Annotated in this window: 21 protein-coding genes, 8 tRNA genes and 3 rRNA genes; 10 read left to right on the top strand and 22 right to left on the bottom strand. The window is 56.1% G+C overall.

Features of this window, described 5'->3' with window-relative positions:
* Positions 1–27: 27 nt before the first annotated feature.
* Positions 28–309, bottom strand: a complete 282-nt coding sequence (locus DYE40_RS06665) for a hypothetical protein (RefSeq protein WP_115308368.1) — start codon at positions 307–309, stop codon at positions 28–30.
* A gap of 124 nt (positions 310–433) precedes the next feature.
* Between DYE40_RS06665 and DYE40_RS06660 the strand changes: the two genes are divergently transcribed.
* The 5 genes from DYE40_RS06660 to DYE40_RS06640 are packed head-to-tail and all read left to right on the top strand — an operon-like array spanning position 434 to position 2,660.
* Positions 434–856 (top strand): CopD family protein, encoded by a 423-nt coding sequence (locus DYE40_RS06660; RefSeq protein ID WP_115308367.1) that lies wholly within the window; start codon positions 434–436, stop codon positions 854–856.
* A 28-nt stretch (positions 857–884) separates the two neighbouring features.
* Entirely contained in the window at positions 885–1,373 is a 489-nt protein-coding gene (locus DYE40_RS06655) for a CYTH domain-containing protein (RefSeq protein WP_115308366.1), read from the top strand.
* Between the two features lie 59 nt (positions 1,374–1,432).
* On the top strand, positions 1,433–1,783 hold the full coding sequence (locus DYE40_RS06650) for a VacJ (RefSeq protein ID WP_115308916.1): 351 nt from the start codon (positions 1,433–1,435) through the stop codon (positions 1,781–1,783).
* The gene (locus DYE40_RS06645; RefSeq protein WP_115308365.1) at positions 1,783–2,172 is read left to right on the top strand and encodes an acyl-CoA thioesterase; all 390 of its coding nucleotides are present in this window, start codon (positions 1,783–1,785) and stop codon (positions 2,170–2,172) included. Before DYE40_RS06650 ends, DYE40_RS06645 begins: the two co-directional genes overlap by 1 nt.
* On the top strand, positions 2,169–2,660 hold the full coding sequence (locus DYE40_RS06640; RefSeq protein ID WP_115308364.1) for a TlpA disulfide reductase family protein: 492 nt from the start codon (positions 2,169–2,171) through the stop codon (positions 2,658–2,660). Before DYE40_RS06645 ends, DYE40_RS06640 begins: the two co-directional genes overlap by 4 nt.
* Before the next feature lie 111 nt (positions 2,661–2,771).
* Here the strand turns inward: DYE40_RS06640 and ccsB are convergent, their stop codons facing one another.
* From ccsB to DYE40_RS06625, 3 genes are all read right to left on the bottom strand, one after another.
* Complete coding sequence (ccsB, locus tag DYE40_RS06635) at positions 2,772–3,968, bottom strand: c-type cytochrome biogenesis protein CcsB (protein WP_115308363.1); 1,197 nt, start codon at positions 3,966–3,968, stop codon at positions 2,772–2,774.
* Complete coding sequence (locus tag DYE40_RS06630) at positions 3,965–5,974, bottom strand: cytochrome c biogenesis protein ResB (protein ID WP_115308362.1); 2,010 nt, start codon at positions 5,972–5,974, stop codon at positions 3,965–3,967. Before DYE40_RS06630 ends, ccsB begins: the two co-directional genes overlap by 4 nt.
* A 172-nt stretch (positions 5,975–6,146) precedes the next feature.
* Positions 6,147–6,776 carry a c-type cytochrome gene (locus DYE40_RS06625; RefSeq protein ID WP_115308361.1) on the bottom strand — a complete coding sequence of 210 codons (630 nt, stop codon included), beginning with the start codon at positions 6,774–6,776 and terminating at the stop codon, positions 6,147–6,149.
* 148 nt (positions 6,777–6,924) lie between these two features.
* Between DYE40_RS06625 and yihA the strand changes: the two genes are divergently transcribed.
* Complete coding sequence (gene yihA / locus DYE40_RS06620; protein ID WP_115308360.1) at positions 6,925–7,563, top strand: ribosome biogenesis GTP-binding protein YihA/YsxC; 639 nt, start codon at positions 6,925–6,927, stop codon at positions 7,561–7,563.
* Between the two features lie 332 nt (positions 7,564–7,895).
* Here the strand turns inward: yihA and DYE40_RS06615 are convergent.
* The 7 genes from DYE40_RS06615 to pgsA all read right to left on the bottom strand — a co-directional run bounded on the left by DYE40_RS06615 (position 7,896) and on the right by pgsA (position 9,157).
* Positions 7,896–7,985: transfer RNA gene (locus DYE40_RS06615), tRNA-Leu, on the bottom strand.
* Between the two features lie 41 nt (positions 7,986–8,026).
* Positions 8,027–8,104, bottom strand: a tRNA-OTHER gene (locus DYE40_RS12580).
* A gap of 29 nt (positions 8,105–8,133) precedes the next feature.
* A tRNA-Cys gene (locus DYE40_RS06610) sits at positions 8,134–8,207 on the bottom strand.
* A gap of 40 nt (positions 8,208–8,247) precedes the next feature.
* A tRNA-Gly gene (locus DYE40_RS06605) sits at positions 8,248–8,323 on the bottom strand.
* A gap of 17 nt (positions 8,324–8,340) precedes the next feature.
* Positions 8,341–8,416: transfer RNA gene (locus tag DYE40_RS06600), tRNA-Gly, on the bottom strand.
* A gap of 24 nt (positions 8,417–8,440) precedes the next feature.
* Positions 8,441–8,516 (bottom strand) — tRNA-Gly (locus tag DYE40_RS06595).
* A 77-nt stretch (positions 8,517–8,593) separates the two neighbouring features.
* Positions 8,594–9,157 (bottom strand): CDP-diacylglycerol--glycerol-3-phosphate 3-phosphatidyltransferase, encoded by a 564-nt coding sequence (gene pgsA / locus DYE40_RS06590; protein WP_115308359.1) that lies wholly within the window; start codon positions 9,155–9,157, stop codon positions 8,594–8,596.
* A 232-nt stretch (positions 9,158–9,389) separates the two neighbouring features.
* Here pgsA and DYE40_RS06580 point away from each other — a divergent pair, with 232 nt between their 5' ends.
* The 4 genes from DYE40_RS06580 to DYE40_RS06565 all read left to right on the top strand — a co-directional run bounded on the left by DYE40_RS06580 (position 9,390) and on the right by DYE40_RS06565 (position 12,804).
* Positions 9,390–10,013 (top strand): hypothetical protein, encoded by a 624-nt coding sequence (locus tag DYE40_RS06580; RefSeq protein WP_147286603.1) that lies wholly within the window; start codon positions 9,390–9,392, stop codon positions 10,011–10,013.
* Between the two features lie 90 nt (positions 10,014–10,103).
* Positions 10,104–10,322 (top strand): hypothetical protein, encoded by a 219-nt coding sequence (locus DYE40_RS06575; protein WP_115308357.1) that lies wholly within the window; start codon positions 10,104–10,106, stop codon positions 10,320–10,322.
* A gap of 81 nt (positions 10,323–10,403) precedes the next feature.
* Complete coding sequence (gene hpnC / locus DYE40_RS06570; RefSeq protein WP_115308356.1) at positions 10,404–11,219, top strand: squalene synthase HpnC; 816 nt, start codon at positions 10,404–10,406, stop codon at positions 11,217–11,219.
* 49 nt (positions 11,220–11,268) lie between these two features.
* Positions 11,269–12,804, top strand: coding sequence for a phospholipase D family protein (locus DYE40_RS06565; RefSeq protein WP_115308355.1), 1,536 nt, complete (start codon positions 11,269–11,271; stop codon positions 12,802–12,804).
* A gap of 118 nt (positions 12,805–12,922) precedes the next feature.
* Here DYE40_RS06565 and DYE40_RS06560 read toward each other — a convergent pair whose 3' ends face one another.
* The 11 genes from DYE40_RS06560 to DYE40_RS06505 all read right to left on the bottom strand — a co-directional run bounded on the left by DYE40_RS06560 (position 12,923) and on the right by DYE40_RS06505 (position 25,189).
* Positions 12,923–13,240 carry a ComEA family DNA-binding protein gene (locus tag DYE40_RS06560; protein WP_115307676.1) on the bottom strand — a complete coding sequence of 106 codons (318 nt, stop codon included), beginning with the start codon at positions 13,238–13,240 and terminating at the stop codon, positions 12,923–12,925.
* 148 nt (positions 13,241–13,388) lie between these two features.
* Positions 13,389–13,501, bottom strand: a 5S ribosomal RNA gene (rrf, locus tag DYE40_RS06555).
* A gap of 134 nt (positions 13,502–13,635) precedes the next feature.
* A 23S ribosomal RNA gene (locus tag DYE40_RS06550) occupies positions 13,636–16,522 on the bottom strand.
* Positions 16,523–16,850: 328 nt separating this feature from the next.
* Positions 16,851–16,926, bottom strand: a tRNA-Ala gene (locus DYE40_RS06545).
* A 9-nt stretch (positions 16,927–16,935) separates the two neighbouring features.
* Positions 16,936–17,012, bottom strand: a tRNA-Ile gene (locus DYE40_RS06540).
* A 57-nt stretch (positions 17,013–17,069) separates the two neighbouring features.
* A 16S ribosomal RNA gene (locus tag DYE40_RS06535) occupies positions 17,070–18,610 on the bottom strand.
* Together the 16S, 23S and 5S rRNA genes with 2 tRNA genes alongside form the textbook arrangement of a ribosomal RNA operon.
* Before the next feature lie 332 nt (positions 18,611–18,942).
* A complete protein-coding gene (locus DYE40_RS06525) occupies positions 18,943–20,928 on the bottom strand; it encodes a transglutaminase TgpA family protein (protein ID WP_115308915.1) in 1,986 nt (661 codons plus the stop codon).
* Between the two features lie 93 nt (positions 20,929–21,021).
* Positions 21,022–21,552 carry a hypothetical protein gene (locus tag DYE40_RS06520; protein ID WP_115308353.1) on the bottom strand — a complete coding sequence of 177 codons (531 nt, stop codon included), beginning with the start codon at positions 21,550–21,552 and terminating at the stop codon, positions 21,022–21,024.
* 84 nt (positions 21,553–21,636) lie between these two features.
* Positions 21,637–22,578 carry a DUF58 domain-containing protein gene (locus DYE40_RS06515; protein ID WP_115308352.1) on the bottom strand — a complete coding sequence of 314 codons (942 nt, stop codon included), beginning with the start codon at positions 22,576–22,578 and terminating at the stop codon, positions 21,637–21,639.
* On the bottom strand, positions 22,562–23,473 hold the full coding sequence (locus tag DYE40_RS06510; RefSeq protein ID WP_115308351.1) for an AAA family ATPase: 912 nt from the start codon (positions 23,471–23,473) through the stop codon (positions 22,562–22,564). Before DYE40_RS06510 ends, DYE40_RS06515 begins: the two co-directional genes overlap by 17 nt.
* A 114-nt stretch (positions 23,474–23,587) precedes the next feature.
* Positions 23,588–25,189: a phosphatase PAP2 family protein gene (locus DYE40_RS06505; RefSeq protein ID WP_115308350.1), complete on the bottom strand. Its 1,602-nt coding sequence runs from the start codon at positions 25,187–25,189 to the stop codon at positions 23,588–23,590.
* Between the last annotated feature and the right edge of the window lie 128 nt (positions 25,190–25,317).

Here is a 25,317-nt window from a genome sequence, read left to right as displayed (position 1 = left end):
TCTTGCTGTGTTTGCGGCGGCGGCGTGTTATTTTTTCTCTTCGCGCGCCCGGGCTTTTTTCTCTGCCGCTTCAATCCGCGCGGCCACGTAGTCCACCATCAGGTCTTTCTTTTCCCAGAAGAAAGTCTGCATTTTTTGCAGGGAGTAGATGCGGCGCACCATGCCGGGCAGGCCTTCGTGGATGATGGCGGCCACCTGCTTGTTCAGCTCTTCGTCGTCCATCGCGGTTTTGAGGTCGGTGTTTTTTTCGATGAGGAAGGCGTTGAGGTTTTTGACGACTCCGCCGTGGATTTCAAATTGTTTGAGCATGTCGTTTTCCCTTGTTCGAGATTGGTTTGAAAGACGGTATTCTAGCAAATGCAGCCGTCCGCCGCCATTGCCTGCTATATAATGCGGGCGGTTTGGGAGCGGGAACGAAGAGGCCGTCTGAAAAATGTATTTGTGGTTTAAGCTGCTGCATCTGTTTTTTATCATTTCGTGGTTTGCCGGGCTTTTTTACCTGCCGCGCGTGTTCGTCAATCTGGCGCAGGTGGCGGACACGGAAGGCGCGGAATACCGCCGGCTGTTGGAAATGGCGCGGCGGCTGTTCCGTTTTATGACTCCGCTGGGGATGTTCGCTCTGCTGTTCGGCTTCCTGATTCCGTTTGCGGCGGGCTGGTGGGGGCAGGGCTGGGTGTACGGCAAACTCGCGTTGGGACTGGGGCTGGCGGGCTACCATCTGCTTTGTTTTTTCCTGCTGCGGGATTTCGCGGCGGGGCGCAACCGCCGCAGCCACAGGTGGTACCGCGTATTCAACGAAATTCCGGTGCTGGCGATGGCTGCCGCACTGTATTTTGCGGTGTTCAAACCGTTTTAAACCGATTCACGGAAAGGCCGTCTGAAACATGACTGTGGAAATAGAACGCCGTTTTTTACTGGCGGACGACAGCTGGCGCGGGGAAGCGTCCGCGCCGCGCCTCTTGGTGCAGGGCTATGTGAGCGTGGAAAAGGAGCGCACGGTGCGGGTGCGTATCGACGGAAACAAAGCCTGGCTGACGCTCAAAGGCTATGTGTCCGACATCACGCGCAGCGAGTTCGAATACGAAATCCCTCTGGCGCATGCGCGGGAGATTTTTGCCACGATGTGTCCGTTTTGCATGGAAAAACGCCGCTACGAAATCCGTGTCGGCGGCTTTGTCTTTGAAATCGACGAATATCTCGGCAGCAACGCGCCGCTTGCGCTGGCCGAAATCGAGCTGCCCTCTGAAGACGCGGCCTTTCCCCGCCCGGCCTGGCTGGGGCGCGAAATCACCTGCGACGGCCGTTTTACCAATGCCTATCTGAGCAGGCATCCGTATGCGCAATGGGCGGCGGAACAAATACAGGCCGTCTGAAACACCCGCCGGCCGTTTTCAGACGGCCTCCCGACTTTCAAACCGACAAGGAACACAATATGTACGAAACCAACCGCAGCGCGTTTCTGCTGATTCCGCGCGAACCTTTCCTGCACTGGCTGGAATCGGCCGGCATCAGCGGCATGACGCTGGAAGAGCTGCAATCCGATGCCAACGCCTACCTGACCGATCCCTGCGACAACGCCGACGGCATTTGGAAAATTGTCGAAAGCCGAGCGGCGGAACTGTTTGCCGCCGAGCTGGCCGACTGGTGCGCCGATGAAAGCCTGTGGCCCGACCTGCATCCCGACATTTTCGCCTCATGGTTCGACATCCGCCCCGCCGCCGTCGTAACCGACCTGTCCGCCGCGCCGTTCGAGCGCGAAGCCTTCCGCCCCCTGGAGCCGTGATGGCAGGCTGCACCGTCCGCATCCGCAACTACCACCTCGACGGCTACGGCCACGTCAATAACGCCCGCTATCTCGAATTTCTCGAAGAAGCCCGCTGGCATCTGTTCGAGCAGCACGGCCTGTTGGCAACGCTAGGCGGCGTGCAGATCGTGGTTGCCCGCATCGACATCCGCTACCGCCGCAGCGCGGCGGCGGGCGATGTGCTGACTGTGTGCAGCCGCGTCCAATCCGCCGCGCCGCGCCTAGCCGTTATCCGCCAAACCGCTTCCTTTGCCGACGGCGGCACCGCCGCAGAAGCCGCCGTCAGCCTTGTTCCCGTTTCAGACGGCCACCCGACCGTATTCCCGTCTGCCGTACTGAGTGTCCTGAAAGAGTTGTCCGCACCATGAAAAAAATCCTGACCGCCGCCGCGCTGCTTGCCGTGGCCGCCCTCCTCGCCCTGGTCCTCATCCCGTCGGACAAGCCCGCGCCGGCTTTCGTTCTGTCCGACCTCGACGGACGCACGATTACCGATGCCCGCTTGCAGGGGCGCGTTTCCTTCGTCAATTTCTGGTTTCCCTCCTGCCCCGGCTGCGTGTCCGAAATGCCGAAAATCATCGATATGTCGCGGCACTACAAAAACCAAAGCGGCTTCCAAATCCTCGCCGTCGCCGAGCCTTACGATCCGGAAAGCACGGTGCGTACCTATGTGCGCGAACACGGCATAGACTTTGCCGTGATGTACGATGCCGACAAAGCCGCCGCCCGAGCCTTCGGCACCGCCGTTTACCCCACTTCCTTCCTCATCGACAAACAAGGGCGCGTGCTGAAAACCTTTGTCGGCGAACCCGATTTCGCCGAGCTCTACCGCCAAATCGACAGCGAACTGGCCAAATAGGCCGTCTGAAACAATAGAGGCCGTCTGAAAACCTGTTTTACGGTTTTCAGACGGCCTTTGGCATTGCTGTTTCAATACCGGCGCACAAAATGCCGCCAATCCGCCGCGCGCTTACAGCCCGCCGTAGGAGTGCAGTCCGCTCAGGAACAGATTCACGCCGACAAAAGCGAAAGCGGTGATGGCGAGGCCGACGATGGCCCACCAGGCCAGCACTTTGCCGCGCCAGCCGGCGACAAGACGCAGGTGCAGCCACACGGCATAGTTCAGCCACACGACGAACGCCCAGGTTTCTTTCGGATCCCAGCTCCAATAGCGTCCCCATGCGTCTGCCGCCCACAGTGCGCCGAGAATGGTGGCCAGCGTGAAAAACAGGAAGCCGACGGCAACGGCTTTGTACATGATTTCCTCAATCAGGGCGGAATCGGGCAGGCGGCGCGGGCTGTCGGCAGCTTCGGCACGGATGGCGAGCAGCTGCGCCACGCCGAGCATGGCGGCAATGCAGAACGCGCCGTAGCCGATGAAATTGGCGGGAACATGGATTTTCATCCACCACGACTGCAAGGCGGGGATGAGCGGTTGGATTTGTTGGGCGTTGCGGCTGAGGCTGTACCAGAGGACGAAGCACACTACGCCGGACATGAAGAGATAGACGAAGCCGCCGAGTTTCTGTACGGAAAAACGGCTTTCGTAATACCAGTACATCAGGGCGCAGATCACGAGAAAGAGGATGAACACTTCATAAAGGTTGGACACGGGGATGTGTCCCGCGCTGCCGAGGATGAGGTAGCTTTCGTGCCAGCGCACCAAAAGGCCGGTAAAGCCCGCCAGCGCACAGAGCCAGCCGAAGGCGGTGGCCATGCCCAGCAGGGTATTGGTCTGCTGGCGGCGGTGCAGGGCGATGAGGCCGCCCGCAAGATAGGCGAACAGGGCGCAGAAAATCAGGGCGCACTGCCACATGATGGCCGACTGGCTGCTGAGGAAATAGCGCAGCAGGAAGCGGTCGCGGTGGGCGAAATCGCCGCCGTAAAGCAGGACGCTGCCGTAGGCAAGAGCCAGCGACAGGGGTATAAACCATCTTAACGGCTTGAAAAACCAGCCCAATCCTGCCGCACAGGCCGCGCTTAGCCAGAGTATGACGACTTCGTATGCGTCCATATGGTGCGGCAGGGTATATTGGACAAAGGCGGCAACCGCAAAAATCAGAGCGGCATACAGCCAGTCCGCGCCGCCGAGATTTTTGCAGAAAGACCGGCGTACCAGCAGTTCGTGCTGCGGCACGGCGGAAGGTTCGTGTTTGGTGTGTGTCATGTTTCGAGTTCCTCTGACAGCCGCCGCAAATCGGAAAGGCGGGCGGGAAATTCTTGTTTGAGATCGCGCTCGTGGCGGTTGGACGACATGGCAAAGCGGATTTGGCCGCCGTCAAACAAAATCCAGGCGCGTTTTTCGCGGATGTAGAACATAAACACCGTGCCGAGAACCAGCAGCAGCGAGCCGAGATATACCAGCGACGCGCCGGGCGATTTGGTCATTTGCAGGCCGGAAGAACGGACTTCTTTGAAGCCGTCCAGTTGCAGCAGCACGGGAGAGGGGTATTCGGTCAGGCCGGTGTAGGCATCCATCGCGCCGAGCAGGAAGCGTTTGCGCGCCTCATCCGCAAGGGGCGGCCTACCCTGCCGCTTGAAGGCTTCGTCCAGCACCGGCTCGGCTGCGGCATAGAGTATTTGGTAGAAATAGCCGTTCATTTTGTCGCGTTCGGCGGCGGGTACGGCGGTTTGGATAAAGCGGTCGAGCTCGAGATAGCCGCCGCGCGCAAACAACACCATGGTGTTTTCTACGGCGGTGGCAAATTGGCCGCGCATGGCTTCGGGCGCACTTTCTGCCGCCCGTGCGGCAATGCTGCGGCGCAGGGTTTCGTCGCGTATCAGTTCGCGCCAAAGCATGAAGGTGTCGGGGCTGTTTTTGTCATCGGCGGGAATACGCAGCCAGCGGTATTGCTGTTCCAGGCCGGTGCGGGTGCCGGTCATAAAAAAACGGCCGTCCTCCTGCTTTACCGGCAGCATATAGTTTTTAAATTCCACCGCCTGTCCGGCTTTGTCGCGCAGACGGTAAACGATGCTGGGGCCGATGTTGGTGAATTTTTTGTCCTGCCGCACGCTGCGCACATCGTTGATTTTGTCTTGCAGGCCGTCTGAAACCTTTTCAGACGGCCTCTCCATGTCTTCCACGTTCATAGAGGAAAACTGGTCGAGTTCGAGCGTATATTGCTGTTTGCCACCCATATTGAGCGGAAAAGTATTCATCGATCGGCCGGACAAATCGGCAAAGCTGCTGCCGCCGTCGGCCAAATCCCATGCCTTGAAGCGCACGTCCGAGCCGCCGTCGGCAAAGCTGGCCTGATAAATGGTTACGCCGTGGAGGGTAAAGGGATGGTTGACGCGCACGGTGTGTTTTTCCGTTTTGCCCGTAGCCTTGTCGGTAACGGCCAAAACGCTGGCAAAATCGCTGGGCATACCGGTCGGATAAAAATCGATGTGGAATTTTTCCAGTTTCACCGAAAACGGAAGCTGCTGCACCAGCAGCCCTTTGTCGGCATTGAGGAAGACAACGTCCGCCTCCTGCCCTTCGCTGATGTTCACATTGCCGCGAAACGAGGGATTGCCCGCGCCCAGCACACTTTGCGGTTTGAAATCGCGGGCGAACACAGCAGTATCGTCGGGCACGATTTTGCCCGCCAGCATACCGGCTTTCAGCAGCAGATTGCTGTCGATCAGCCCGCCCAGGCAAATCACAATTACCGCCAGATGGGCAAAAATATAGCCCCATTTGTTCATCGCCCCTTTTTTCGCCGCCACCAGCACCGAGCCGTCTTCGCGCTCCTGCCGCTTCACGGCAAAGCCCTGTGCGGCAAAATAACGCACCGCCACTTCCGGCGGCAGCGGCTTGTCGAGCAGGGCACTATGTTTCATTGCCGCCAGCGAACGCTTTGAGGCTTTCAAACGGAACGAGCGCATTTCCCGCCAAAACGGCGGCACATTGCGCCACAGGCAAAGCGCGGTGCTGAGCACGAGAAACAGCATGATGACGACAAACCAGCCCGAAGCGTATACGTCGTAAAGGCCGAGAAAGCCGAAAATCCGCGCCCAAAACGGGCCGAATTTGACGATATAGTCCGCCTGGGCCTGATTCTGCTGCAATACGGTGCCAATCATCGAAGCAACAGCCAGCACGCACAACAAGGCAACCGCAAAGCGCATGGAGCTTAAAAAGGCAAACCACGGGCGGCGGCTCAACGGAATTTTTTCGGCGGTGGTCATGGCAGGGAGAGAAAGAAAGGGAAAAAATACGGAAAATCAAAGACGCACATTCTACTACAAACAGGGCTGCCGATAAGTTTGGACATATCGGCAGCCCGTTGCTCATAGGCCGAATCAATCGTGTTTTTCAGACGGCCTGACCATGTTTTTACAGAAGTCGGCCGTCTGAAAATCAATGGAGGCCTTGGATGAAGTTTGCCACGGCGTTGATTTCGTCTTCCGACATCCGCTTGGCGATTTCCTCCATCATACCGTTGGGACTGGTGCGCTGCCCGGCGGCATAAGCCTTAATCTGCGTAACCGTATAGTCTTTGTGCTGACCGCCCAAGCGCGGATAGGCAGTAACATCCGTACCGCCGCCGACAATGCCCGCACCGTTCGGGCCGTGGCAGGACATACAGGCAGGCAGCTTTTTACCGGCCAAACCGCCACGGAAAATCTGCGCACCCAGTTTGAGATTGTCTTTCGGATTGGCTTCGCCGGACTTGGGTGTCTGCGTAGCGTAAAACGCCGCCACATCGGCAATATCCTGTTCGCTGAGGCCGGCCACCATCGGTTTCATTGCTGCCGCCCCTCCGGTCGTGCGTTTGCCCTCTTTAATGGCGGCAGTCTGCACGGCAAGATAGCGGGCGTGTTGCGCGGAAAGTTTTGGATAAGCGGAAATGCCGCTGTTGCCGTCGGCGGCATGACAGGACGCGCAGACGGTTTGGGCAATCTGTTTGCCTTTGGCGACATCCGCCTTGGGCGCGGCAAACACCACACCGCCGGCCAACGCCAAAGTCAGTAGGGTTAAACGTTTCATGGAGGCTCCTGATTGCAGCGTTGCATCATCCGCAACACTCTTTTTTATGTCTTATTGATACTCTGATGCGGCAGCTTTGCGCCGCGACGAACCGATTTCGATACAAACGTGGTATTCTATACCAAATTTACTTATCTTTTCCATAGCTATGAACTTATTCCGAAACGCAAAATTCTTCACTACGGTAAACCATCTGCAAGATTTGCCCGACACGGGTGCGGAAATCGCCTTTGTCGGCCGATCGAACGCGGGCAAATCCAGCGCGATCAATACATTGTGCGACCACGTCCGACTGGCCTATGTTTCAAAAACGCCCGGCCGCACACAGCATATCAACTTTTTCGAACTGCAAAACGGATGCTTCATGGCCGACCTGCCGGGCTACGGCTACGCCCAAGTGCCCGAAGCCGTACGCCGACACTGGGAAGGACTTTTGGGCGACTACCTGCAAACACGCCGCCAACTTGCCGGACTGGTCATGATTATGGACTGCCGCCACCCGCTCAAACCGCTGGACATCAAAATGCTCGATTTCTTTGCCCTTACCGGCAGGCCTGTGCATATCCTGCTTTCCAAAGCCGATAAATTATCCAAGAACGACCAAATCAAAACATTGTCTTCTGTCAAGAAAGCGTTAAAACCGTTTTCCGAACGCCAAGCAGTATCCGTCCAGCTCTTTTCCAGCCTGAAAAAACAAGGGATTGAAGAGGTAAACACAACTGTCGCCCAATGGCTTTCGCATACAGGAAAACATATGGGAGACGGCAAGGCCGAAACGGGAGAATAAAGACTCGAAAGGCCGTCTGAAAATCTCAAAACGGATTTTCAGACGGCCTTTCGATATAGGTCTGCCGTTAATGCCCACCACATGCCCCGAGATAAAAATTTTCCAACGGAAATAACCGGGGCAGGAAGCTGTTCAAACAACGCGGGACTGATGCACAGATATAGCGGGACAAAATACAAATCTGCGACATTGCCGCACCTTACCGTACTACCTGCCGGCCACGGTTTGCTACCCTGTATCTTTTCTATTTTATTTTAATATAGTATCGCAGAGCTGCTTCAAGAGATAAAAAATACCGGAATCCCGGTATTTTCACAGATAAACATATTGATTGGTGCCCGGAACCGGAATCGAACCGGTACGCCCGTATCAGGGGCGACGGATTTTAAGTCCGTTGTGTCTACCAATTCCACCACCCGGGCTTTACCTCTACCCGAAAGGAGGAAAAGGCAGAGATAAATTTTGGAGGCGGGGGCGCGGATTTTAACCGGCCTGTACAGGACTTGCACATCCTGTCGCATAAACACTCTGCCACCCCGCCGCTGGAAAAGACTATATCAGCTATATTGTTGGAGGCGGGAGTCGGAATCGAACCGGCGTAGACGGATTTGCAATCCGCTGCATAGCCACTTTGCTATCCCGCCATAAAGAAAAAAGTTGTTTTACCAACAACTTTGTCTTAAATGGAGCGGGAAACGAGTCTCGAACTCGCGACCTCAACCTTGGCAAGGTTGCGCTCTACCAACTGAGCTATTCCCGCATATCAATACGGTTTCTTGGAGCGGGAAACGAGTCTCGAACTCGCGACCTCAACCTTGGCAAGGTTGCGCTCTACCAACTGAGCTATTCCCGCTAAACCGGATTGCATTTCAAACTGTGGAGCGGGAAACGAGTCTCGAACTCGCGACCTCAACCTTGGCAAGGTTGCGCTCTACCAACTGAGCTATTCCCGCTTGGATTTTTTTATCGCCCTAAGGCAAAGAAGCCGACATTATAGCTGCTTTTGCGGTGCTGTCAAGCAAGAGGGGATTTATTTGAACTCGCGCCATGCCATTTTAAGATAGTAAAACATCGACCAAATGGTCAGCACGGATGCTGCGGCCATCAGTATATTGCCGACAAAGAGCAGATTCCAGCCGCGCCAGTCTTTCAAACCGACAAGCAGCATGATGATGGCGGCCATTTGCGCGGTGGTTTTAAATTTGCCGATACGGGCAACGGCAACGCTGCCGCGTTTGCCCATCTGCGCCATCCATTCGCGCAGGGCCGAGATGGTAATTTCGCGGCCTATGATGATCATGGCGAAAACCGGATGGGTACGGTTGAGGCTGACAAGCAGGATGAGGGCAACAGCCACCATCAGTTTGTCGGCCACCGGATCGAGAAAGGCACCGAAGTCGGAAGTTTGCTGCCATCGGCGTGCCAAGTAGCCGTCGAACCAGTCGGTTACTGCGGCGGCGGAGAAAACGAAAGCAGCCGCCCAATTGGCGGTTTGCGGTTTTATCCAGTCTTCCGGCAGGTAGAAAAGGAGGGTAAAGACCGGAATAAGGAGGACGCGCATCCAGGTCAGAAGGATCGGTATATTCCACGGCATGGGTCGGTTCTTTCGGGCAGCGGTTTGTGGTGCGGCAGATGTGTTTTCAGACGGCCTCATATGTATGACAGGCCGTCTGAAAACGCTGCGGGGCATTATAGCGGATTTGCCGGCGGCTTCGGTTTCCATGGAGGGGGCTTTGTTTTAGAATGTTGCGCGAATGATGCTTAGGGCTTAGAGGTTTGCCTGCGCCGTTTCTTCTTTACAATTAAGATAGGATGTCTGCTAGGAGATGAAGATATTACGAAAAACAGGTATAGCAATATTGCTTGCTTTGAGTTTGGGCGCATGCAAACCGGAAACAGCCGAAAATGCCGCACTTTTGATCAAGGCGTTGTCCGCATGGTTCAAAACCAATAAACAAAATGATGGCGGCGGGGCTGTTCATCAAACAGAGAAAACCATTCCGGACGCGGGGCAGCAGGTCTTGGCAGACCGTATTCTTGCATTCCAAAAGGCCGAGCAATCAATTAAGAACGGGAACGCCTATTTTGACTATACGCCTGTAACGCATTCCGAAATTTATTATTTTGACAGAGCGGGCAAACCCGTTACCAAAAAACAGGCGGAAGGCTATTACCGGAAAGTCTTGGGTAAAACGGGAAAAGGAAATGTGGTGGCGCAAGATTTTTACAGCGATACCGCACAACCTCAGACCAGTCCTTTTATACTGAAACCCAATATCGATATTCAAAATTTTTCAGCTGAAGGCACTTTTGAAGGGGTTATTTTCTGGTTCGACAAGCAAGGAAAAGTCAGCACCGCAGCCTCGGACAAAAACAATATGATGTTGTATAACACACAGGAACGTGCGTTCGCCATGTTGTCCGTCAAAGAGGGTAAAGCAGCATATTAGGATGAATCCGGCAGGATTTTTGCCATTGAATATCACGACTCAGATAACGACGCAAACCCGCAGATTCAAATTTGGCTGCTTAACAGCAATTTGCAGGCATGGAGTTATGCCAAACAAAACAGCAAGAAAGAGGGATTTATTCTGCTTAAAGACAAACAAGGACATATCCGCGTTTTTGATAAAAACATCAGTAAAAAAGAGGTCAGGGAATTGAAGCCGTATATCAATGAAGTAACCCAATCCCTTCAAAAAGTAGAAATTCTGGAACAAGAAGTAAGAAAAATAATTACGAACAAATCAAACCAATAATAAAATATACAGGCCGTCTGAAACAAAATCCTGTTTTCGGATGGCCTGTATATTTGCCATCTTGCCTTTAAGGATACACTCGTGTCTGTCAATCATTATGAAAATTTCCCCGTCGGCTCTTGGGTGCTGCCGCGCCGCCTGCGCCGCCCCGTACACGCTGTGTATGCGTTTGCACGTTATGCGGATGATATAGCTGATGAAGGAGAGGCTGACGCTGCGGGGCGTTTGGCGGCTTTGGACGGGCTGCGTACGGAATTGGGCCGTATCGAAAGGGGAGAGGAGCCGCAAACGGATTTGATGCGGCGGTTGAATAGTGAGGCGGTTGCGCCGTTTGCCATGCCCTTGCAGCCGTTTTACGATCTGCTTGACGCGTTTTCACAGGATGTGGTGAAAACCCGTTACCAAAATTTCGCCGAGCTGGCCGACTACTGCCGCCGCTCGGCCAATCCCGTCGGCCGCATCATGCTTCATCTCTACGGGGAAACCGACACGCGCAGTATTGCACAGAGCGACGGTATCTGTACTGCCCTGCAACTGATTAATTTCTGGCAGGATGTGGCTGACGACTGGAAAAAAGGACGTGTTTATATCCCGCAGGACGATTTGGCCAAATTCAAGGTAACGGAAGACCAAATTGCTGCCGGCCGCGCTGATTTTGCCTTCCAACAGCTGATGGCATACCAGTGCGAACGGGCTTTTAAGATGCTCAAAGCGGGTTCGCCGCTGGGCAGAACGCTCAAAGGCCGTATCGGTTTGGAGCTGCGTATGATAGTGGTGGGCGGACAGATGATTCTGCAAAAACTGGATGCCTGCCGCTACGATGTATTTGAACAGCGGCCCGTATTGGAAAAACAAGATTGGTGGCTGATAGTGAAGCGTGCTGTAATGGGAAAATAGGCCGTCTGAAAAGCCTTCCCATCCCAAACCCAGCCTAGCCCGACAAGTTATGAAATTACCAAAATCCCTACTGTTTTCCTGTTCGACCGTACTACTGGGCGCATGCCAAAGCCTGCCCGACCTTTCTCAACGCAGCGTTTCGACCTACATCGACACCGAATCCTCTCCCCGCTTGGAAGCCGCCCTACCCTCTGACAGGCCGTCTGAAAAAGAAGCAGGGCAAACCGGAGTTTATCTGCTGGCCGATCCGCACGATGCATTCGTCGCCCGTGCCATTCTAATCAGCCACGCCGACCACACGCTCGACATCGCCTACTATATTTGGCACGATGACGTATCCGGTAAAATACTGTTCCAAATGCTGCAACAGGCAGCGCGGCGCGGTGTTCGTGTCCGGCTGCTGCTCGATGACAACAATACGCGCGGCATGGACGATACTTTGGCTGCCTTGGATGCCGAACCGAATATTGAAATCCGCTTATTCAACCCGTTCATACACCGAAAATTCCGCGCTTTGGGTTATCTGACCGACTTCCCACGCCTTAACCGCCGTATGCATAACAAATCCCTGACCGCGGACAACCGTTACACCATTGTCGGCGGCCGCAACATCGGCGACGAGTATTTCAATGTCTCCACCAAAACGGGCTTTGCCGATTTGGACGTGCTGGCAAAAGGAGCAGTAGTAGGCGATATATCGCGCGATTTCGACCGCTACTGGGCAAGCGGGTCAAGCTACCCGTTTTCTGCCGTTGCCAAGCGCGCCGATGCAGAAAAAGGCCGTCTGAAAATCAGACAGTCGCGCAAAAAAGACGCATTGGTGCGGGAAAGCTATTTAGACGACCTGAATAGCTCCCCACTGGCTGCCTCCGTAGCTGCCGGCAATATCCCCTGGCTCTACACCGAAGCACAGCTCGTCAGCGACGACCCATCCAAAGGCCTTTCACGAAGCAAGGAAAAACCCTCTGTTGCCGACAAACTTCTCGAAACGCTTGGAGAGCCACAACAGGATTTGTTCATCGTTTCCCCCTACTTCGTTCCCAGCAAATGGGGTATGGAGGCTTTGCGCAGCATCACTGCCAAAGGCGTAAGAGTAACCGTCCTTACCAACTCGCTGCGTGCCACCGACGTAGCTGCCGTACATTCCGGTTACGCCCGTTACCGAAAAAAACTGCTTAAAGCAGGGGTAGAGCTTTACGAAGTAAAGCCTGATTTCGCACCGCCGAAAGCAAAAGACAAAGGACTTACCGGTAGTTCCGCCACCAGTCTACATGCCAAAACTTTTGTTGTCGACGATAAGCGCGTCTTTATCGGTTCACTCAACTTCGATCCACGCTCAGCCCGACTCAATACCGAAATGGGCATGGTTCTTGACGGACAGAAAATCGCAGCCGATATGCGGCGGGATCTACGGCAAATGGCACCGGAATACGCCTATAAAGTCATCCTTGATCCCAAAGGCCGCCTTCGCTGGCAAGACCCAGACCATCCTGAAGAAATTCTGACACAAGAGCCAGATGCGGGATTGTGGAAACGCTTTTTCAGCAACATACTTTCCTTACTTCCGATAGAGCAACTTCTTTGACGGGGTGCCGGCAGGCCGTTGTGCCGGATTACGGGGCAGGTTGGAGGCGCAGTAAAACCGGCCGGCAGTATTTGGTCTGCCGGCCGGTTTTGTCTTTACGGTATGGTGTTATGCGCTTTTACGGTTTTTTGGCGGCCGGGACGGCGGCCTGTGCCGGTTTTGCCGGTTTGGCGGCGGGAGCCGCACCAACCGTTGCCTGATCCTTCAATTTGCCCAAAATACCGTCGCCTATTCCTTTGACCTTTTTCAAATCGTCCACCGATTTGAACGCACCGTTTTCCTTACGGTAATCCACAATCGCCTGCGCCTTCGCCTGACCGATACCCGGCAGGGCCTTCAACTCCTCCGCTGTGGCCGTATTGATGTTGACTGCAGCCGAAACCAAAGCCGCTGCGGCATACGCCAAAAGACCGAACAAAGATTTTTTCAGATTCATCACTCACCTTTCAATCAAAATAAAAAAACGAAAGCCATCATAATCAAGAAACCCGTATCAGGCAAGCCTGTCTCACCGACCCCGGTTTGCTTCCGTCCCTGCACGCAAACAAAAACCCCGCCGTTAAAGGGCGGGGTTTGCAATAAGTGCCTGGCAGTGACCTACTTTCACATGGGAATCCACACTATCATCGGCGCTGGTTCGTTTCACTGTCCTGTTCGGGATGGGAAGGAGTGGGACCAAACCGCTATGGCCGCCAGACTAAAACTGTCAAATCGGTAAAGCCGGGGTCGGAAGGCATCTGCCTGTCCAACCGCAATCAACTGTGATGAAATATATCGGAACAAGTCCTATGTAGGCTTTGTCATCAAAGGATACAAAGTCCTTCAAATGATAGAGTCAAGCCTCACGAGCAATTAGTATCGGTCAGCTTCACGCGTTACCGCGCTTCCACACCCGACCTATCAACGTCCTGGTCTCGAACGGCTCTTTAGGAGGATTAAATCCTCAGGGAAGTCTCATCTTCAGGCGAGTTTCGCGCTTAGATGCTTTCAGCGCTTATCTCTTCCGAACTTAGCTACCCGGCGATGCGACTGGCGTCACAACCGGTACACCAGAGGTTCGTCCACTCCGGTCCTCTCGTACTAGGAGCAGCCCCCGTCAAACTTCCAACGCCCACTGCAGATAGGGACCAAACTGTCTCACGACGTTTTAAACCCAGCTCACGTACCACTTTAAATGGCGAACAGCCATACCCTTGGGACCGACTACAGCCCCAGGATGTGATGAGCCGACATCGAGGTGCCAAACTCCGCCGTCGATATGGACTCTTGGGCGGAATCAGCCTGTTATCCCCGGAGTACCTTTTATCCGTTGAGCGATGGCCCTTCCATTCAGAACCACCGGATCACTATGTCCTGCTTTCGCACCTGCTCGACTTGTCGGTCTCGCAGTTAAGCTACCTTTTGCCATTGCACTATCAGTCCGATTTCCGACCGGACCTAGGTAACCTTCGAACTCCTCCGTTACTCTTTGGGAGGAGACCGCCCCAGTCAAACTGCCTACCATGCACGGTCCCCGACCCGGATTACGGGTCTGGGTTAGAACCTCAAAGTCACCAGGGTGGTATTTCAAGGACGGCTCCACAAGAACTGGCGTTCCTGCTTCTAAGCCTCCCACCTATCCTACACAAGTGACTTCAAAGTCCAATGCAAAGCTACAGTAAAGGTTCACGGGGTCTTTCCGTCTAGCAGCGGGTAGATTGCATCTTCACAACCACTTCAACTTCGCTGAGTCTCGGGAGGAGACAGTGTGGCCATCGTTACGCCATTCGTGCGGGTCGGAACTTACCCGACAAGGAATTTCGCTACCTTAGGACCGTTATAGTTACGGCCGCCGTTTACTGGGGCTTCGATCCGATGCGCTAACATCTTCAATTAACCTTCCAGCACCGGGCAGGCGTCACACCCTATACGTCCACTTTCGTGTTAGCAGAGTGCTGTGTTTTTAATAAACAGTCGCAGCCACCGATTCTCTGCGACCCTCCTATGCTTACGGAGCAAGTCCTTAACATTAGAGGGTATACCTTCTCCCGAAGTTACGGTATCAATTTGCCGAGTTCCTTCTCCCGAGTTCTCTCAAGCGCCTTAGAATTCTCATCCTGCCCACCTGTGTCGGTTTGCGGTACGGTTCTGATTCAACTGAAGCTTAGTGGCTTTTCCTGGAAGCGTGGTATCGGTTACTTCGTGTCCGTAGACACTCGTTATCACTTCTCGGTGTTAAAAAGACCCGGATTTGCCTAAGTCTTACACCTACCGGCTTGAACAAACTATTCCAACAGTTTGCTAACCTAACCTTCTCCGTCCCCACATCGCATTGAATCAAAGTACGGGAATATTAACCCGTTTCCCATCGACTACGCATTTCTGCCTCGCCTTAGGGGCCGACTCACCCTACGCCGATGAACGTTGCGTAGGAAACCTTGGGCTTTCGGCGAGCGGGCTTTTCACCCGCTTTATCGCTACTCATGTCAACATTCGCACTTCTGATACCTCCAGCATACCTTACGATACACCTTCTTCGGCCTACAGAACGCTCCCCTACCATGCCTTGCGGCATCCGCGGCTTCGGTTACAGATTTGAGCCCCGTTACATCTTCCGCGCAGGACGACTCGACCAGTGAGCTATTACGCTTTCTTTAAATGATGGCTGCTTCTAAGCCAACATCCTGGCTGTCTGGGCCTTCCCACTTCGTTTACCACTTAATCTGTCATTTGGGACCTTAGCCGGCGGTCTGGGTTGTTTCCCTCTTGACAACGGACGTTAGCACCCGCTGTCTGTCTCCCGAGGAACCACTTGATGGTATTCTTAGTTTGCCATGGGTTGGTAAGTCGCAATGACCCCCTAGCCATAACAGTGCTTTACCCCCATCAGTGTCTAGCTCGAGGCACTACCTAAATAGTTTTCGGGGAGAACCAGCTATCTCCGAGTTTGTTTAGCCTTTCACCCCTATCCACAGCTCATCCCCGCATTTTGCAACATGCGTGGGTTCGGACCTCCAGTACCTGTTACGGCACCTTCATCCTGGCCATGGATAGATCACTCGGTTTCGGGTCTACACCCAGCAACTAGTCGCCCTATTAAGACTCGGTTTCCCTACGCCTCCCCTATCCGGTTAAGCTCGCTACTGAATGTAAGTCGTTGACCCATTATACAAAAGGTACGCAGTCACCCCTTACAGGGCTCCCACTGTTTGTATGCATCAGGTTTCAGGTTCTATTTCACTCCCCTCCCGGGGTTCTTTTCGCCTTTCCCTCACGGTACTGGTTCACTATCGGTCGATGATGAGTATTTAGCCTTGGAGGATGGTCCCCCCATCTTCAGACAGGATTTCTCGTGTCCCGCCCTACTTGTCGTATACCTAGTACCACCAACGAAATTTCGAATACGGGACTATCACCCACTATGGTCAAGCTTCCCAGCTTGTTCTTCTATCTCATCGGCTATCGTATACAGGCTCCTCCGCGTTCGCTCGCCACTACTTGCGGAATCTCGGTTGATTTCTTTTCCTCCGGGTACTTAGATGGTTCAGTTCTCCGGGTTCGCTTCTCTTGTCCTATGTATTCAAACAAGGATACCGTACAGAATACGGTGGGTTTCCCCATTCGGACATCACCGGATCATAGCTTTATTGCCAGCTCCCCGATGCTTTTCGCAGGCTTACACGTCCTTCGTCGCCTATCATCGCCAAGGCATCCACCTGATGCACTTATTCACTTGACTCTATCATTTGAAGTACCTTTCTGACTTCGGTGCTTTGCCGTTGACTAACTCGGCACCTTCAGGCCTCTACTTTGATACAGCCTACTGCTTGTTGTGTCCCGATCCTGCCTTTTGTGCTTCAGAATCGGGTCGATACAATCACCACCCAAATTTTACCGTCTGATTCTTTGATGCTTAAACCATGATTGCAACAATGATTTAAACCAAATCAAACGACTTTGTCTTTGTTTGTTGATTTCGGCTTTCCAATTTGTTAAAGATCAATGCGTTGTTTTCGCAAATTAAAACAGTCTGTCTTTCTTTCAGACTGCTTTGATTTGGGAAATCCTGGTGGAGGCAAACGGGATCGAACCGATGACCCCCTGCTTGCAAAGCAGGTGCTCTACCAACTGAGCTATGCCCCCAGTCTAGCTTGGTGGGTCTGGTAGGACTTGAACCTACGACCCCACGCTTATCAAGCGTGTGCTCTAACCACCTGAGCTACAAACCCTTTGTAACGCTCTCTACGATTACCGATAAGTGTGGATGCACCCGCCCCTTTCTCTAGAAAGGAGGTGATCCAGCCGCAGGTTCCCCTACGGCTACCTTGTTACGACTTCACCCCAGTCATGAAGCATACCGTGGCAAGCGGCCTCCTTGCGGTTAGCCTACCTGCTTCTGGTATCCCCCACTCCCATGGTGTGACGGGCGGTGTGTACAAGACCCGGGAACGTATTCACCGCAGTATGCTGACCTGCGATTACTAGCGATTCCGACTTCATGCACTCGAGTTGCAGAGTGCAATCCGGACTACGATCGGTTTTGTGGGATTGGCTCCGCCTCGCGGCTTGGCTACCCTCTGTACCGACCATTGTATGACGTGTGAAGCCCTGGTCATAAGGGCCATGAGGACTTGACGTCATCCCCACCTTCCTCCGGTTTGTCACCGGCAGTCTCATTAGAGTGCCCAACTTAATGATGGCAACTAATGACAAGGGTTGCGCTCGTTGCGGGACTTAACCCAACATCTCACGACACGAGCTGACGACAGCCATGCAGCACCTGTGTTACGGCTCCCGAAGGCACCCTTCCGTCTCTGGAAGGTTCCGTACATGTCAAGACCAGGTAAGGTTCTTCGCGTTGCATCGAATTAATCCACATCATCCACCGCTTGTGCGGGTCCCCGTCAATTCCTTTGAGTTTTAATCTTGCGACCGTACTCCCCAGGCGGTCGATTTCACGCGTTAGCTACGCTACTAAGCAATCAAGTTGCCCAACAGCTAATCGACATCGTTTAGGGCGTGGACTACCAGGGTATCTAATCCTGTTTGCTACCCACGCTTTCGGGCATGAACGTCAGTGTTATCCCAGGGGGCTGCCTTCGCCATCGGTATTCCTCCACATCTCTACGCATTTCACTGCTACACGTGGAATTCTACCCCCCTCTGACACACTCTAGCCTGCCAGTTCAGAACGCAGTTCCCAGGTTGAGCCCGGGGATTTCACATCCTGCTTAACAAACCGTCTGCGCCCGCTTTACGCCCAGTAATTCCGATTAACGCTCGCACCCTACGTATTACCGCGGCTGCTGGCACGTAGTTAGCCGGTGCTTATTCTTCAGGTACCGTCATAAGTTCATGGTATTAGCACAAACCCTTTCTTCCCTAACAAAAGTCCTTTACAACCCGAAGGCCTTCTTCAGACACGCGGCATGGCTGGATCAGGCTTGCGCCCATTGTCCAAAATTCCCCACTGCTGCCTCCCGTAGGAGTCTGGGCCGTGTCTCAGTCCCAGTGTGGCGGATCGTCCTCTCAGACCCGCTACTGATCGTCGCCTTGGTAGGCCTTTACCCCACCAACTAGCTAATCAGACATCGGCCGCTCGGATAACGCGAGGCCCAAAGGTCCCCCGCTTTCCCCCTCAGGGAATATGCGGTATTAGCCTTCCTTTCGGAAAGTTATCCCCCATTATCCGGTACGTTCCGATGCATTACTCACCCGTTCGCCACTCGCCGGCAGTAGTGCAAGCACTACCCCGCTGCCGTCCGACTTGCATGTGTAAAGCATGCCGCCAGCGTTCAATCTGAGCCAGGATCAAACTCTTATGTTCAATCTCTAACTTACTTAACTTCTGGTCCGCTTCAAAGAAACCGACAGGAAATATAAAATTCCTTGTCTGTTTTTCGTCGCAGTATGGGGCCAAACGCACCCACACTTATCGGTAATCATCTTGTTAAAGAACTGCGCCGCCGAAGCAGCAAAGACGCACACTATACCCACCAGAAAAAAAACAGTCAAGCAAAAGCACAGGGCATCCTGCCAATAAAAATACATCCAACTGGATAATAAGGAAATTTTTTAGAGAAAATTCGGCAACAAAGAGTACCCCATCACAAAAGACTTTGCTCAAACACAAAACAGAGGCCGTCTGAAAACTGTTTGTCAGCTTGTATGATGGGATTTCACGGCTTTTTTGACTTTTGCCAGCCATGCCCTTTGCTCCGCTGCCGTGGGAGGCTTTTCGCCGGCAAACTGCCAGTCTTCGTATTGGCGCAGCAGTGGCGCGGCAGGATGGCCTTCGGAATGGTTTTGCCCTATCCATTGCAGAAGTTCGGAGGAGGTAACGGCAGGGAAGGTGTCGTCTGTTTCGGCAACAAACAGCGATTTGAGCAATAGGAAGCCTTCCGTGAGCGGCTCTTGTTCTTTACGGCGGCCGCGTTTCCACCACCAAACGACGGGTATCAATGCGGCAGAGATGCCGACCAGGGCGGCAAGCAAGGCCGTGCCGGCACTGAAACGGCCGAGTCCGAGTTTGCCGAACAGGCTGTTTTGGCTGCTTTCGTCATAGTTTACCACCCACTGCTGCCAGTAAAACTGTCCGCTTTCGAGCCATTTGTTCCAGATTTTCACGCTGCTGTCGCTACCTGCGATCATTTCCCGCTCCTGTTCGGGCAGGGCGTTGTCGAGGCCGCCGGAGAGGCGTTGTTCGGATACGGCGGCGGTCGGGTCGATGCGCAGCCAGGTCTGTTCGTTTTCCAGCCAGATTTCCGCCCATGCGTGGGCGTTTTTGCTGCGTATCTGCCAGAAGTTGCCGCTTTCCTGGTAGTCCGCGCCGAGATAGCCGGTTACCACCCGCGCGGGTACGCCGACGGCGCGCATCATGACGACGAAACTCTCGGCGTAGTGTTCGCAGAAACCTTGTTTGCCGTCGAACATAAAGGTGTCGATGCTGTCGCCGCGGCTGCCGCTGTATATGGGCGGCTGCAGGGTGTAGGCGAAATGCTGGCTGCGGTAGTAATTGAGGACTTTTTGTGCGAAATCTCTGGCGGAGGTGCTCTGCTGCGCCAGCATTTGCGCCAGTTGGCGGGTACGGGCGTTGCCCGAGGCAGGCAGGCGCAGGTAGATTTGTTTTTCGAATTGTTTGAGTTTTTGCGGCAGGTGGTCGCTTGCCCGCGCCTGCAACTGCACCCTCCTCAGGCCTTCGCGGCTGCGTACGCGCACTACGTTGCCAAGCTGTATTTTCATACCCCCTTCCCTGCCGAGTAAGGGATGATCCAGTGCGGGAATCATGCCGTTTTGGTCGCGCAGTATCATTTGGTAGGAAAATCTGCGGCCGTCTGAAACCTGCGGGTTGCTGACTTCGTCGAAATCGGGCATGGCGCGCCACGTGCTGCCGTCGAAATCGGCCATCACGATGGCACGCCAGTAGAGCTGCTCGGGACGCGGATTGAGGCCGTCTGAAAAGGTTACGTTGGCCACCAGCTCGTTGCTCTGCACCAGATTGCCGATGCTGCCCGGCCGCATGGTGTCGGACAGGCCGGTTTTCGCCTGGGCTTCCTTTTGCTGCGGAATCGCCCACAGCGGCTCGCTGCGGCGGGGCATCACGACGAACAGCACTGCTGCCAGAGGCAGGGTCAGGCCGAAAGCCAGCAGCCCCTGGCGCAGGGCGTTTTTCATGTTTGCGCCGCACAACAGGGCGAAACACAGTCCCACCGCCAGCAGGGCGGACAACAGCCACAAGCCCGTTGTCAGTCCTTGCTCGAACAATACGGCGGAGCCGATGAGGAACAGCATGGCCAGCAGCAGCACCTGCCAGTCGCGCATCCCTTTGCCCTCGAAGGATTTGACCAGCACCATCAGCAGCAGGAAGGAAATACCGCCGTCGCGGCCGATGAGCGTGCCGAGCTGGCTCCACACCAGCAGCCCGCCGCCCACCGCCAGCACCAGCAGCACCACGGCATGCAGTTTGCCCACGCCTATCTGCAACAGGGCAAAACGCAGCAGCAGCAGGCCGAGAAATACGGCACTCACCCCCAGTGGGAGCTGCGCCAAGAGCGGCAGTGCCGACCACAGCAGAGCCAGCAGCACCGCCGCCACGGCTTTTTTCGGCGGCGTTTCTTTTAAAAATTCGGGGTTCAGAATCAGCATGATGTTTGGTTTTCCGTCTGTGTGTTTTGCCGTTTGCGCCGCAGAGGCCGTCTGAAAACGCCGGAACGGTTTTTCAGACGGCCTCAAAGCGGTTTAATGCCTTCCCGCCCGGATGCTGCCGACAAACTGCCGGAATTCTTTTTGCAGTTCGGGTACGGCCGATTGTGCCAGCGGCTGCAGAATCTCCGCGCCGCGTTTTCCGCCCGCGATGCGGTACACCGCCCACATGATTTTTTTCTGCAAGGGGTAGCGGCCGGCATACGGCGGATCAAAGGCAAAGGCGCGGACGAGGTGCGGCAGCGACGATTCGTGCGGGCATCCGGCCAGCAGCATCACAATGTCCTCATGCCGTTCGTGCCAGCTTTGCGCCAGCAGTTTTTGAAACGCGGCGAGTGTCTGCGGGTCTTTGCACGACAACACGTCGTGCAGGATAACCGCGTATTCCACGCCGTCGGCCGCCTGCCCTTCCGTTACCCGATGCAGGTATTCGAGCAGGAAACGGCTGCGCTCCTGCGGCGGCACTTCGCGTCCGTCTCCGCCGAAAAGGCAGAAAAGCAGGTCGTACTTTTGCAGCCTGCCTTCTATATATTGTTCGAGCAACAACTCGGCTTGTGTGCAATCCATTGTTTTTTTCCTTATCTGCTTTCCATCCGGCAAAGAGGCCGTCTGAAAAACACAAACCGCGCTTTCAGACGGCCTCTTTGCCGTTTACCACAAGGCCAGAGCCGTCAGGCAGATTTCGCGCTGGCCGTGCTGCGGGGCGATGCTGTTGCGTGGCAGTTCGAGGATGTAGGGCAGGCCGCTGCGGTCGGCATCGAGTACGCGGCGGCACAAGAGGCCGGCAAGGCGGTCTTTCGGCGTGCCGGCGGGATAGTCGCGGTAGGAGATGATGTTTTTGTCGGCCGGCGGCACTTCTTCTTCAAAACGCTTGGACAGCATTTCGCCTGTTTTGGCGTAGGTTTTCCAAGCAATGTGCTGCACGGGCATTCCGTCCAGATGCGGCTGCAGCCAGGCGGGTTCGTCGCCGCCTTCGGCCGGACGGCGTTCGGCGGTTTCGCCGCTGCCGCGCGGTGCGGCGGCGGGTACGGCGTGTTCGATCGGGGCGGGAAACACCACCGCATCGCTCGGCCAGTGCCACACGCATTGCGACACGGTCAGGCCGAAGGGGGCGACGGAGGCGGTGCGCAGCGGCGGCACGCGCAGATGGCCGCGCATCAGGGCGGGCACGCGCCAGAAGAACGCGCCGCCGCCCGCTTCCACTTGCCAGGGCTGCCAGATTTTTTCAGACGGCCTCTCTGCAGCCAGATAGTCGTCTTCGCTGCACAGCCAGAGAAAACGGCTGCGCGGCGCGCCCTCGGCGGTCAGGTGCAGCACCGCGTCCTGCCCGGCAAACACTTCCTGCGGCATGTCCACATCGATTTTCAGCGCGAGAAGCTGGCGCAGGTTGAGCAGCACGCCCACGGCGAGAAAGCCCAAAAGCCAGAAGGCGGCAACATAGGCGAGATTGACCTGGTAGTTCACGCCCACCAGCCACAGCAGCAGCACCACCACCAAAAGCCCCGCGCCCAGCCGCGTCGGCAGGCAGCGGATGGATGCGAGGGTGGGCGAACGGCCGGCGGCGGGCGGGGCGGGATTATTGGACGGCCACATGGCTGAGGATGCCGTCGAGAATCTGCGCCGCCGTCGCGCCCTGCTGCACGGGTTGCAGGCGGTGGTTGGCCACGGACACCCACACCGCCTTTACGTCGTCGGGCAGCACATGGCCGCGTCCGTGCATAAACGCCCAGGCTTTGGCCGCATTGGCCACCGCCAGCCCCGCGCGGGGACTCAGGCCGGTAACAAACTGGCCGGGGCGGCGCGTTGCCTCCACCAGCCGGTAGACATAGTCGGCCGCCGCCCGGGCAAAACGCACCTGCGCGGCCTGCTGCTGCCAGCCGAGCAGCGTTTTGCCGTCGCACACCGCCTTAATCTGCGGCAGGGCGCGGCGGCGGTCGCCTTGGAAATACAGCATTTTTTCCGCCTCGGGCGCGGGATAGCCCATGCTCAGGCGCATCATGAAGCGGTCGAGCTGCGATTCGGGCAGCGGAAACGTGCCGATTTGTTCGGTGGGGTTTTGCGTTGCCACAACGAAAAAGGGCTGCGGCAGGCGGTAGGTCTTGCCGTCGGCGGACACCTGTTTTTCCTCCATCGCTTCCAAGAGGGCGGATTGCAGCTTGGGCGAGGCGCGGTTGATTTCGTCGGCGAGCAGAAAGGAATGGAACACGGGGCCGGGATGGAATTCGAATTTGCCTTCGTTGGGACGGTAGACACTCACGCCCAACAGGTCGGCGGGCATCATGTCGTTGGTAAACTGCACGCGGCGGTAGTCCAAACCGAGCACCGCCGCCAAACCGTGCGCCAGCGTGGTTTTGCCCACGCCCGGCACGTCTTCGAGCAGCACGTGGCCGTCGGCGAGGATGCAGGCGAGAAGCTGTTTGAGTACGGGTTCTTTACCCAAAATCAGTTGGTTGAGCTGCGCGAGCGCGGCCTGTATGTTGTTTGTCATATACGTAATGTGTTCAAGCGTTTGCAAAAAGGGGCGGATTGTAGCACAGAGGCCGCCCCGCCCGTATGGAAACGGCATAGGCGAAACAGGCGGCGGGGCGGCTTTCAGACGGCCTCACAGCCACGGAAAGAGCCGCCGCATCCGTTTGCCGGCAAAGCCGCGCACCGAGCGGGAAAACAGGCGGACGATGCGGCGGGATGCGGGGTCGGGCAGATCGGCGGTACGCGCGTCGAGTGCGTCGAGCAGGGCAAGGGCGCGGGTGCGTTCGCCGCGTATCCAGCGGCGCAGGACGGGATGGGCGGACAAGGCGGAAAAAGCGGGGCGGACGGGGGCGGAACGGGGCAAACCGTTTGCCGCCGTCCGCACCCCGCCGCCGTTTGCGGCTTGGCCCGCAGAGGCCGTCTGAAAAAGGGCGGACGGCGGCTTTGCAGACGGCAGGCCGGCTTCGTGCCAGATTTCCGCCGGAATATTGATGATGCCGGCGGCAAGGTCTTCGGGCAGGTCGCGCATGGTCGAACACCAGCCCAGCGCGTCGGCCAGCTCCGGCACGTCGCGGCTGCGCACAGACGCGCCTGCGGCGGCGAAAAGCAGGTCGAGCGACAGGGAAAACGTGGCGCGGTGCTGCGCGGCAACGGCCTCCGCCGGCCACAGTTCCGCCGCTTCGGCACGGAAGCGGTCGCGGCGCATGACGCGCAGCAGGGAGGCCGTTCCGATAAAGGCTTTTTCTGCCTCTGCGGGCGGCAGCACCGCATTCAGACGGCCTCGGAAATGCGCGGCCAAACGGCTGTAACGGTCGTTTTCCGCAAACCTGCCGCTCTGCCATGCGTTTATCAGGCGGTCTGCTTCGGCCGGCGGGTTTTCAGACGGCCTGTCGCCGTCCATCAAATCGTCGAAAGCCTGCAAAAAGCAGTAGCCCGCCGCCATCAGGCCGCCGCGCTGCGGGCGGCGCAGACGGTAGAGGGCCAGCAGGAGGCTGATAAGGGCATAGCGGCGGTGGCGGCGGGCGAAAGCGGCCTGTTCGCGCCAGAGCAGGTATTCGGTTTCGGCACGGCGGAACACGGCTTCGCGCCCCGCCCTTGCGGAAACGAGGCGGCAGGCGGCAAAGGCCAGCAGGAAGCCGGCGGCCAAATCAATCAGATGGTGTTCGTGTATCAGCACGGCGGACGCGGCAACCGCCGCCGCCCACGCGCCGAACCATACGCGGGCGGACAGCCGCTGCCGGAAGGCAAACCATGCGGCGGTGCAGGCAAAGGCGGCGTGCAGCGAAGGGAGATGGTTGCGCGAAAGGCTCACCGCGTCGGCAAACGCGAAAAACGGCTGCCAAAACCCCTCCGCAACACGCGGCGGCCAGGATGTCTGCACGGGCAGCAACACGAAAAACGGCACGGCGGCGGCCAGCTCCGCAGCCAGCACGGCAAACAGCACCCACGCACCGCGCCTGTCCGCACGCAGGCCGCACAGCACCAGCAGCAGCGGCAGGCTGAGATAGACGACGCTCCACGCAGGCGCGAAAGGCACGGCGGCCTCAAAGGGCAGCGCGGGACGGATGCGCCAGGGCACGTGTTCCGCCAGCAGGTTTGCACCGCCGTAAAGCAGGGCAAACAGCAGGACAAAAAGCGCGGACAGCGCGAGGGCGAAGGCGGAATCGCGGTTTTTGCTCCGCTGAAACGCACTTTGCTCGTTTTCAGACGGCCTGTTCGGGTTTATCGGATTCATGGTCGGTTCGGGGCGGGGTTGGTGCAGCGGCGGATTGTTATCCGACGGCGGGCGCGGTTTGCCGCGTTAAAAGGTTGCGCCATATCGGGCTGTGTACGGGCGGCGATGCCGTTTCCCCTTAAAGGATA

Source organism: Kingella potus (genome assembly GCF_900451175.1).
In the GTDB taxonomy this organism is placed as follows: Bacteria; Pseudomonadota; Gammaproteobacteria; order Burkholderiales; family Neisseriaceae; genus Neisseria; species Neisseria potus.
The sequence above is the reverse complement of the archived record's forward strand: the minus strand, read 5'-3'. Positions and strand labels throughout refer to the sequence as shown.

Coding starts and splice junctions, on each gene's coding strand:
- DYE40_RS06665 (WP_115308368.1), bottom strand. CDS start 309: ATGCTCAAACAATTTGAAATCCACGGCGGAGTCGTCAAAAACCTCAAC.
- DYE40_RS06660 (WP_115308367.1), top strand. CDS start 434: ATGTATTTGTGGTTTAAGCTGCTGCATCTGTTTTTTATCATTTCGTGG.
- DYE40_RS06655 (WP_115308366.1), top strand. CDS start 885: ATGACTGTGGAAATAGAACGCCGTTTTTTACTGGCGGACGACAGCTGG.
- DYE40_RS06650 (WP_115308916.1), top strand. CDS start 1,433: ATGTACGAAACCAACCGCAGCGCGTTTCTGCTGATTCCGCGCGAACCT.
- DYE40_RS06645 (WP_115308365.1), top strand. CDS start 1,783: ATGGCAGGCTGCACCGTCCGCATCCGCAACTACCACCTCGACGGCTAC.
- DYE40_RS06640 (WP_115308364.1), top strand. CDS start 2,169: ATGAAAAAAATCCTGACCGCCGCCGCGCTGCTTGCCGTGGCCGCCCTC.
- ccsB (WP_115308363.1), bottom strand. CDS start 3,968: ATGACACACACCAAACACGAACCTTCCGCCGTGCCGCAGCACGAACTG.
- DYE40_RS06630 (WP_115308362.1), bottom strand. CDS start 5,974: ATGACCACCGCCGAAAAAATTCCGTTGAGCCGCCGCCCGTGGTTTGCC.
- DYE40_RS06625 (WP_115308361.1), bottom strand. CDS start 6,776: ATGAAACGTTTAACCCTACTGACTTTGGCGTTGGCCGGCGGTGTGGTG.
- yihA (WP_115308360.1), top strand. CDS start 6,925: ATGAACTTATTCCGAAACGCAAAATTCTTCACTACGGTAAACCATCTG.
- pgsA (WP_115308359.1), bottom strand. CDS start 9,157: ATGCCGTGGAATATACCGATCCTTCTGACCTGGATGCGCGTCCTCCTT.
- DYE40_RS06580 (WP_147286603.1), top strand. CDS start 9,390: ATGAAGATATTACGAAAAACAGGTATAGCAATATTGCTTGCTTTGAGT.
- DYE40_RS06565 (WP_115308355.1), top strand. CDS start 11,269: ATGAAATTACCAAAATCCCTACTGTTTTCCTGTTCGACCGTACTACTG.
- DYE40_RS06560 (WP_115307676.1), bottom strand. CDS start 13,240: ATGAATCTGAAAAAATCTTTGTTCGGTCTTTTGGCGTATGCCGCAGCG.
- DYE40_RS06525 (WP_115308915.1), bottom strand. CDS start 20,928: ATGCTGATTCTGAACCCCGAATTTTTAAAAGAAACGCCGCCGAAAAAA.
- DYE40_RS06520 (WP_115308353.1), bottom strand. CDS start 21,552: ATGGATTGCACACAAGCCGAGTTGTTGCTCGAACAATATATAGAAGGC.
- DYE40_RS06515 (WP_115308352.1), bottom strand. CDS start 22,578: ATGTGGCCGTCCAATAATCCCGCCCCGCCCGCCGCCGGCCGTTCGCCC.
- DYE40_RS06510 (WP_115308351.1), bottom strand. CDS start 23,473: ATGACAAACAACATACAGGCCGCGCTCGCGCAGCTCAACCAACTGATT.
- DYE40_RS06505 (WP_115308350.1), bottom strand. CDS start 25,189: ATGAATCCGATAAACCCGAACAGGCCGTCTGAAAACGAGCAAAGTGCG.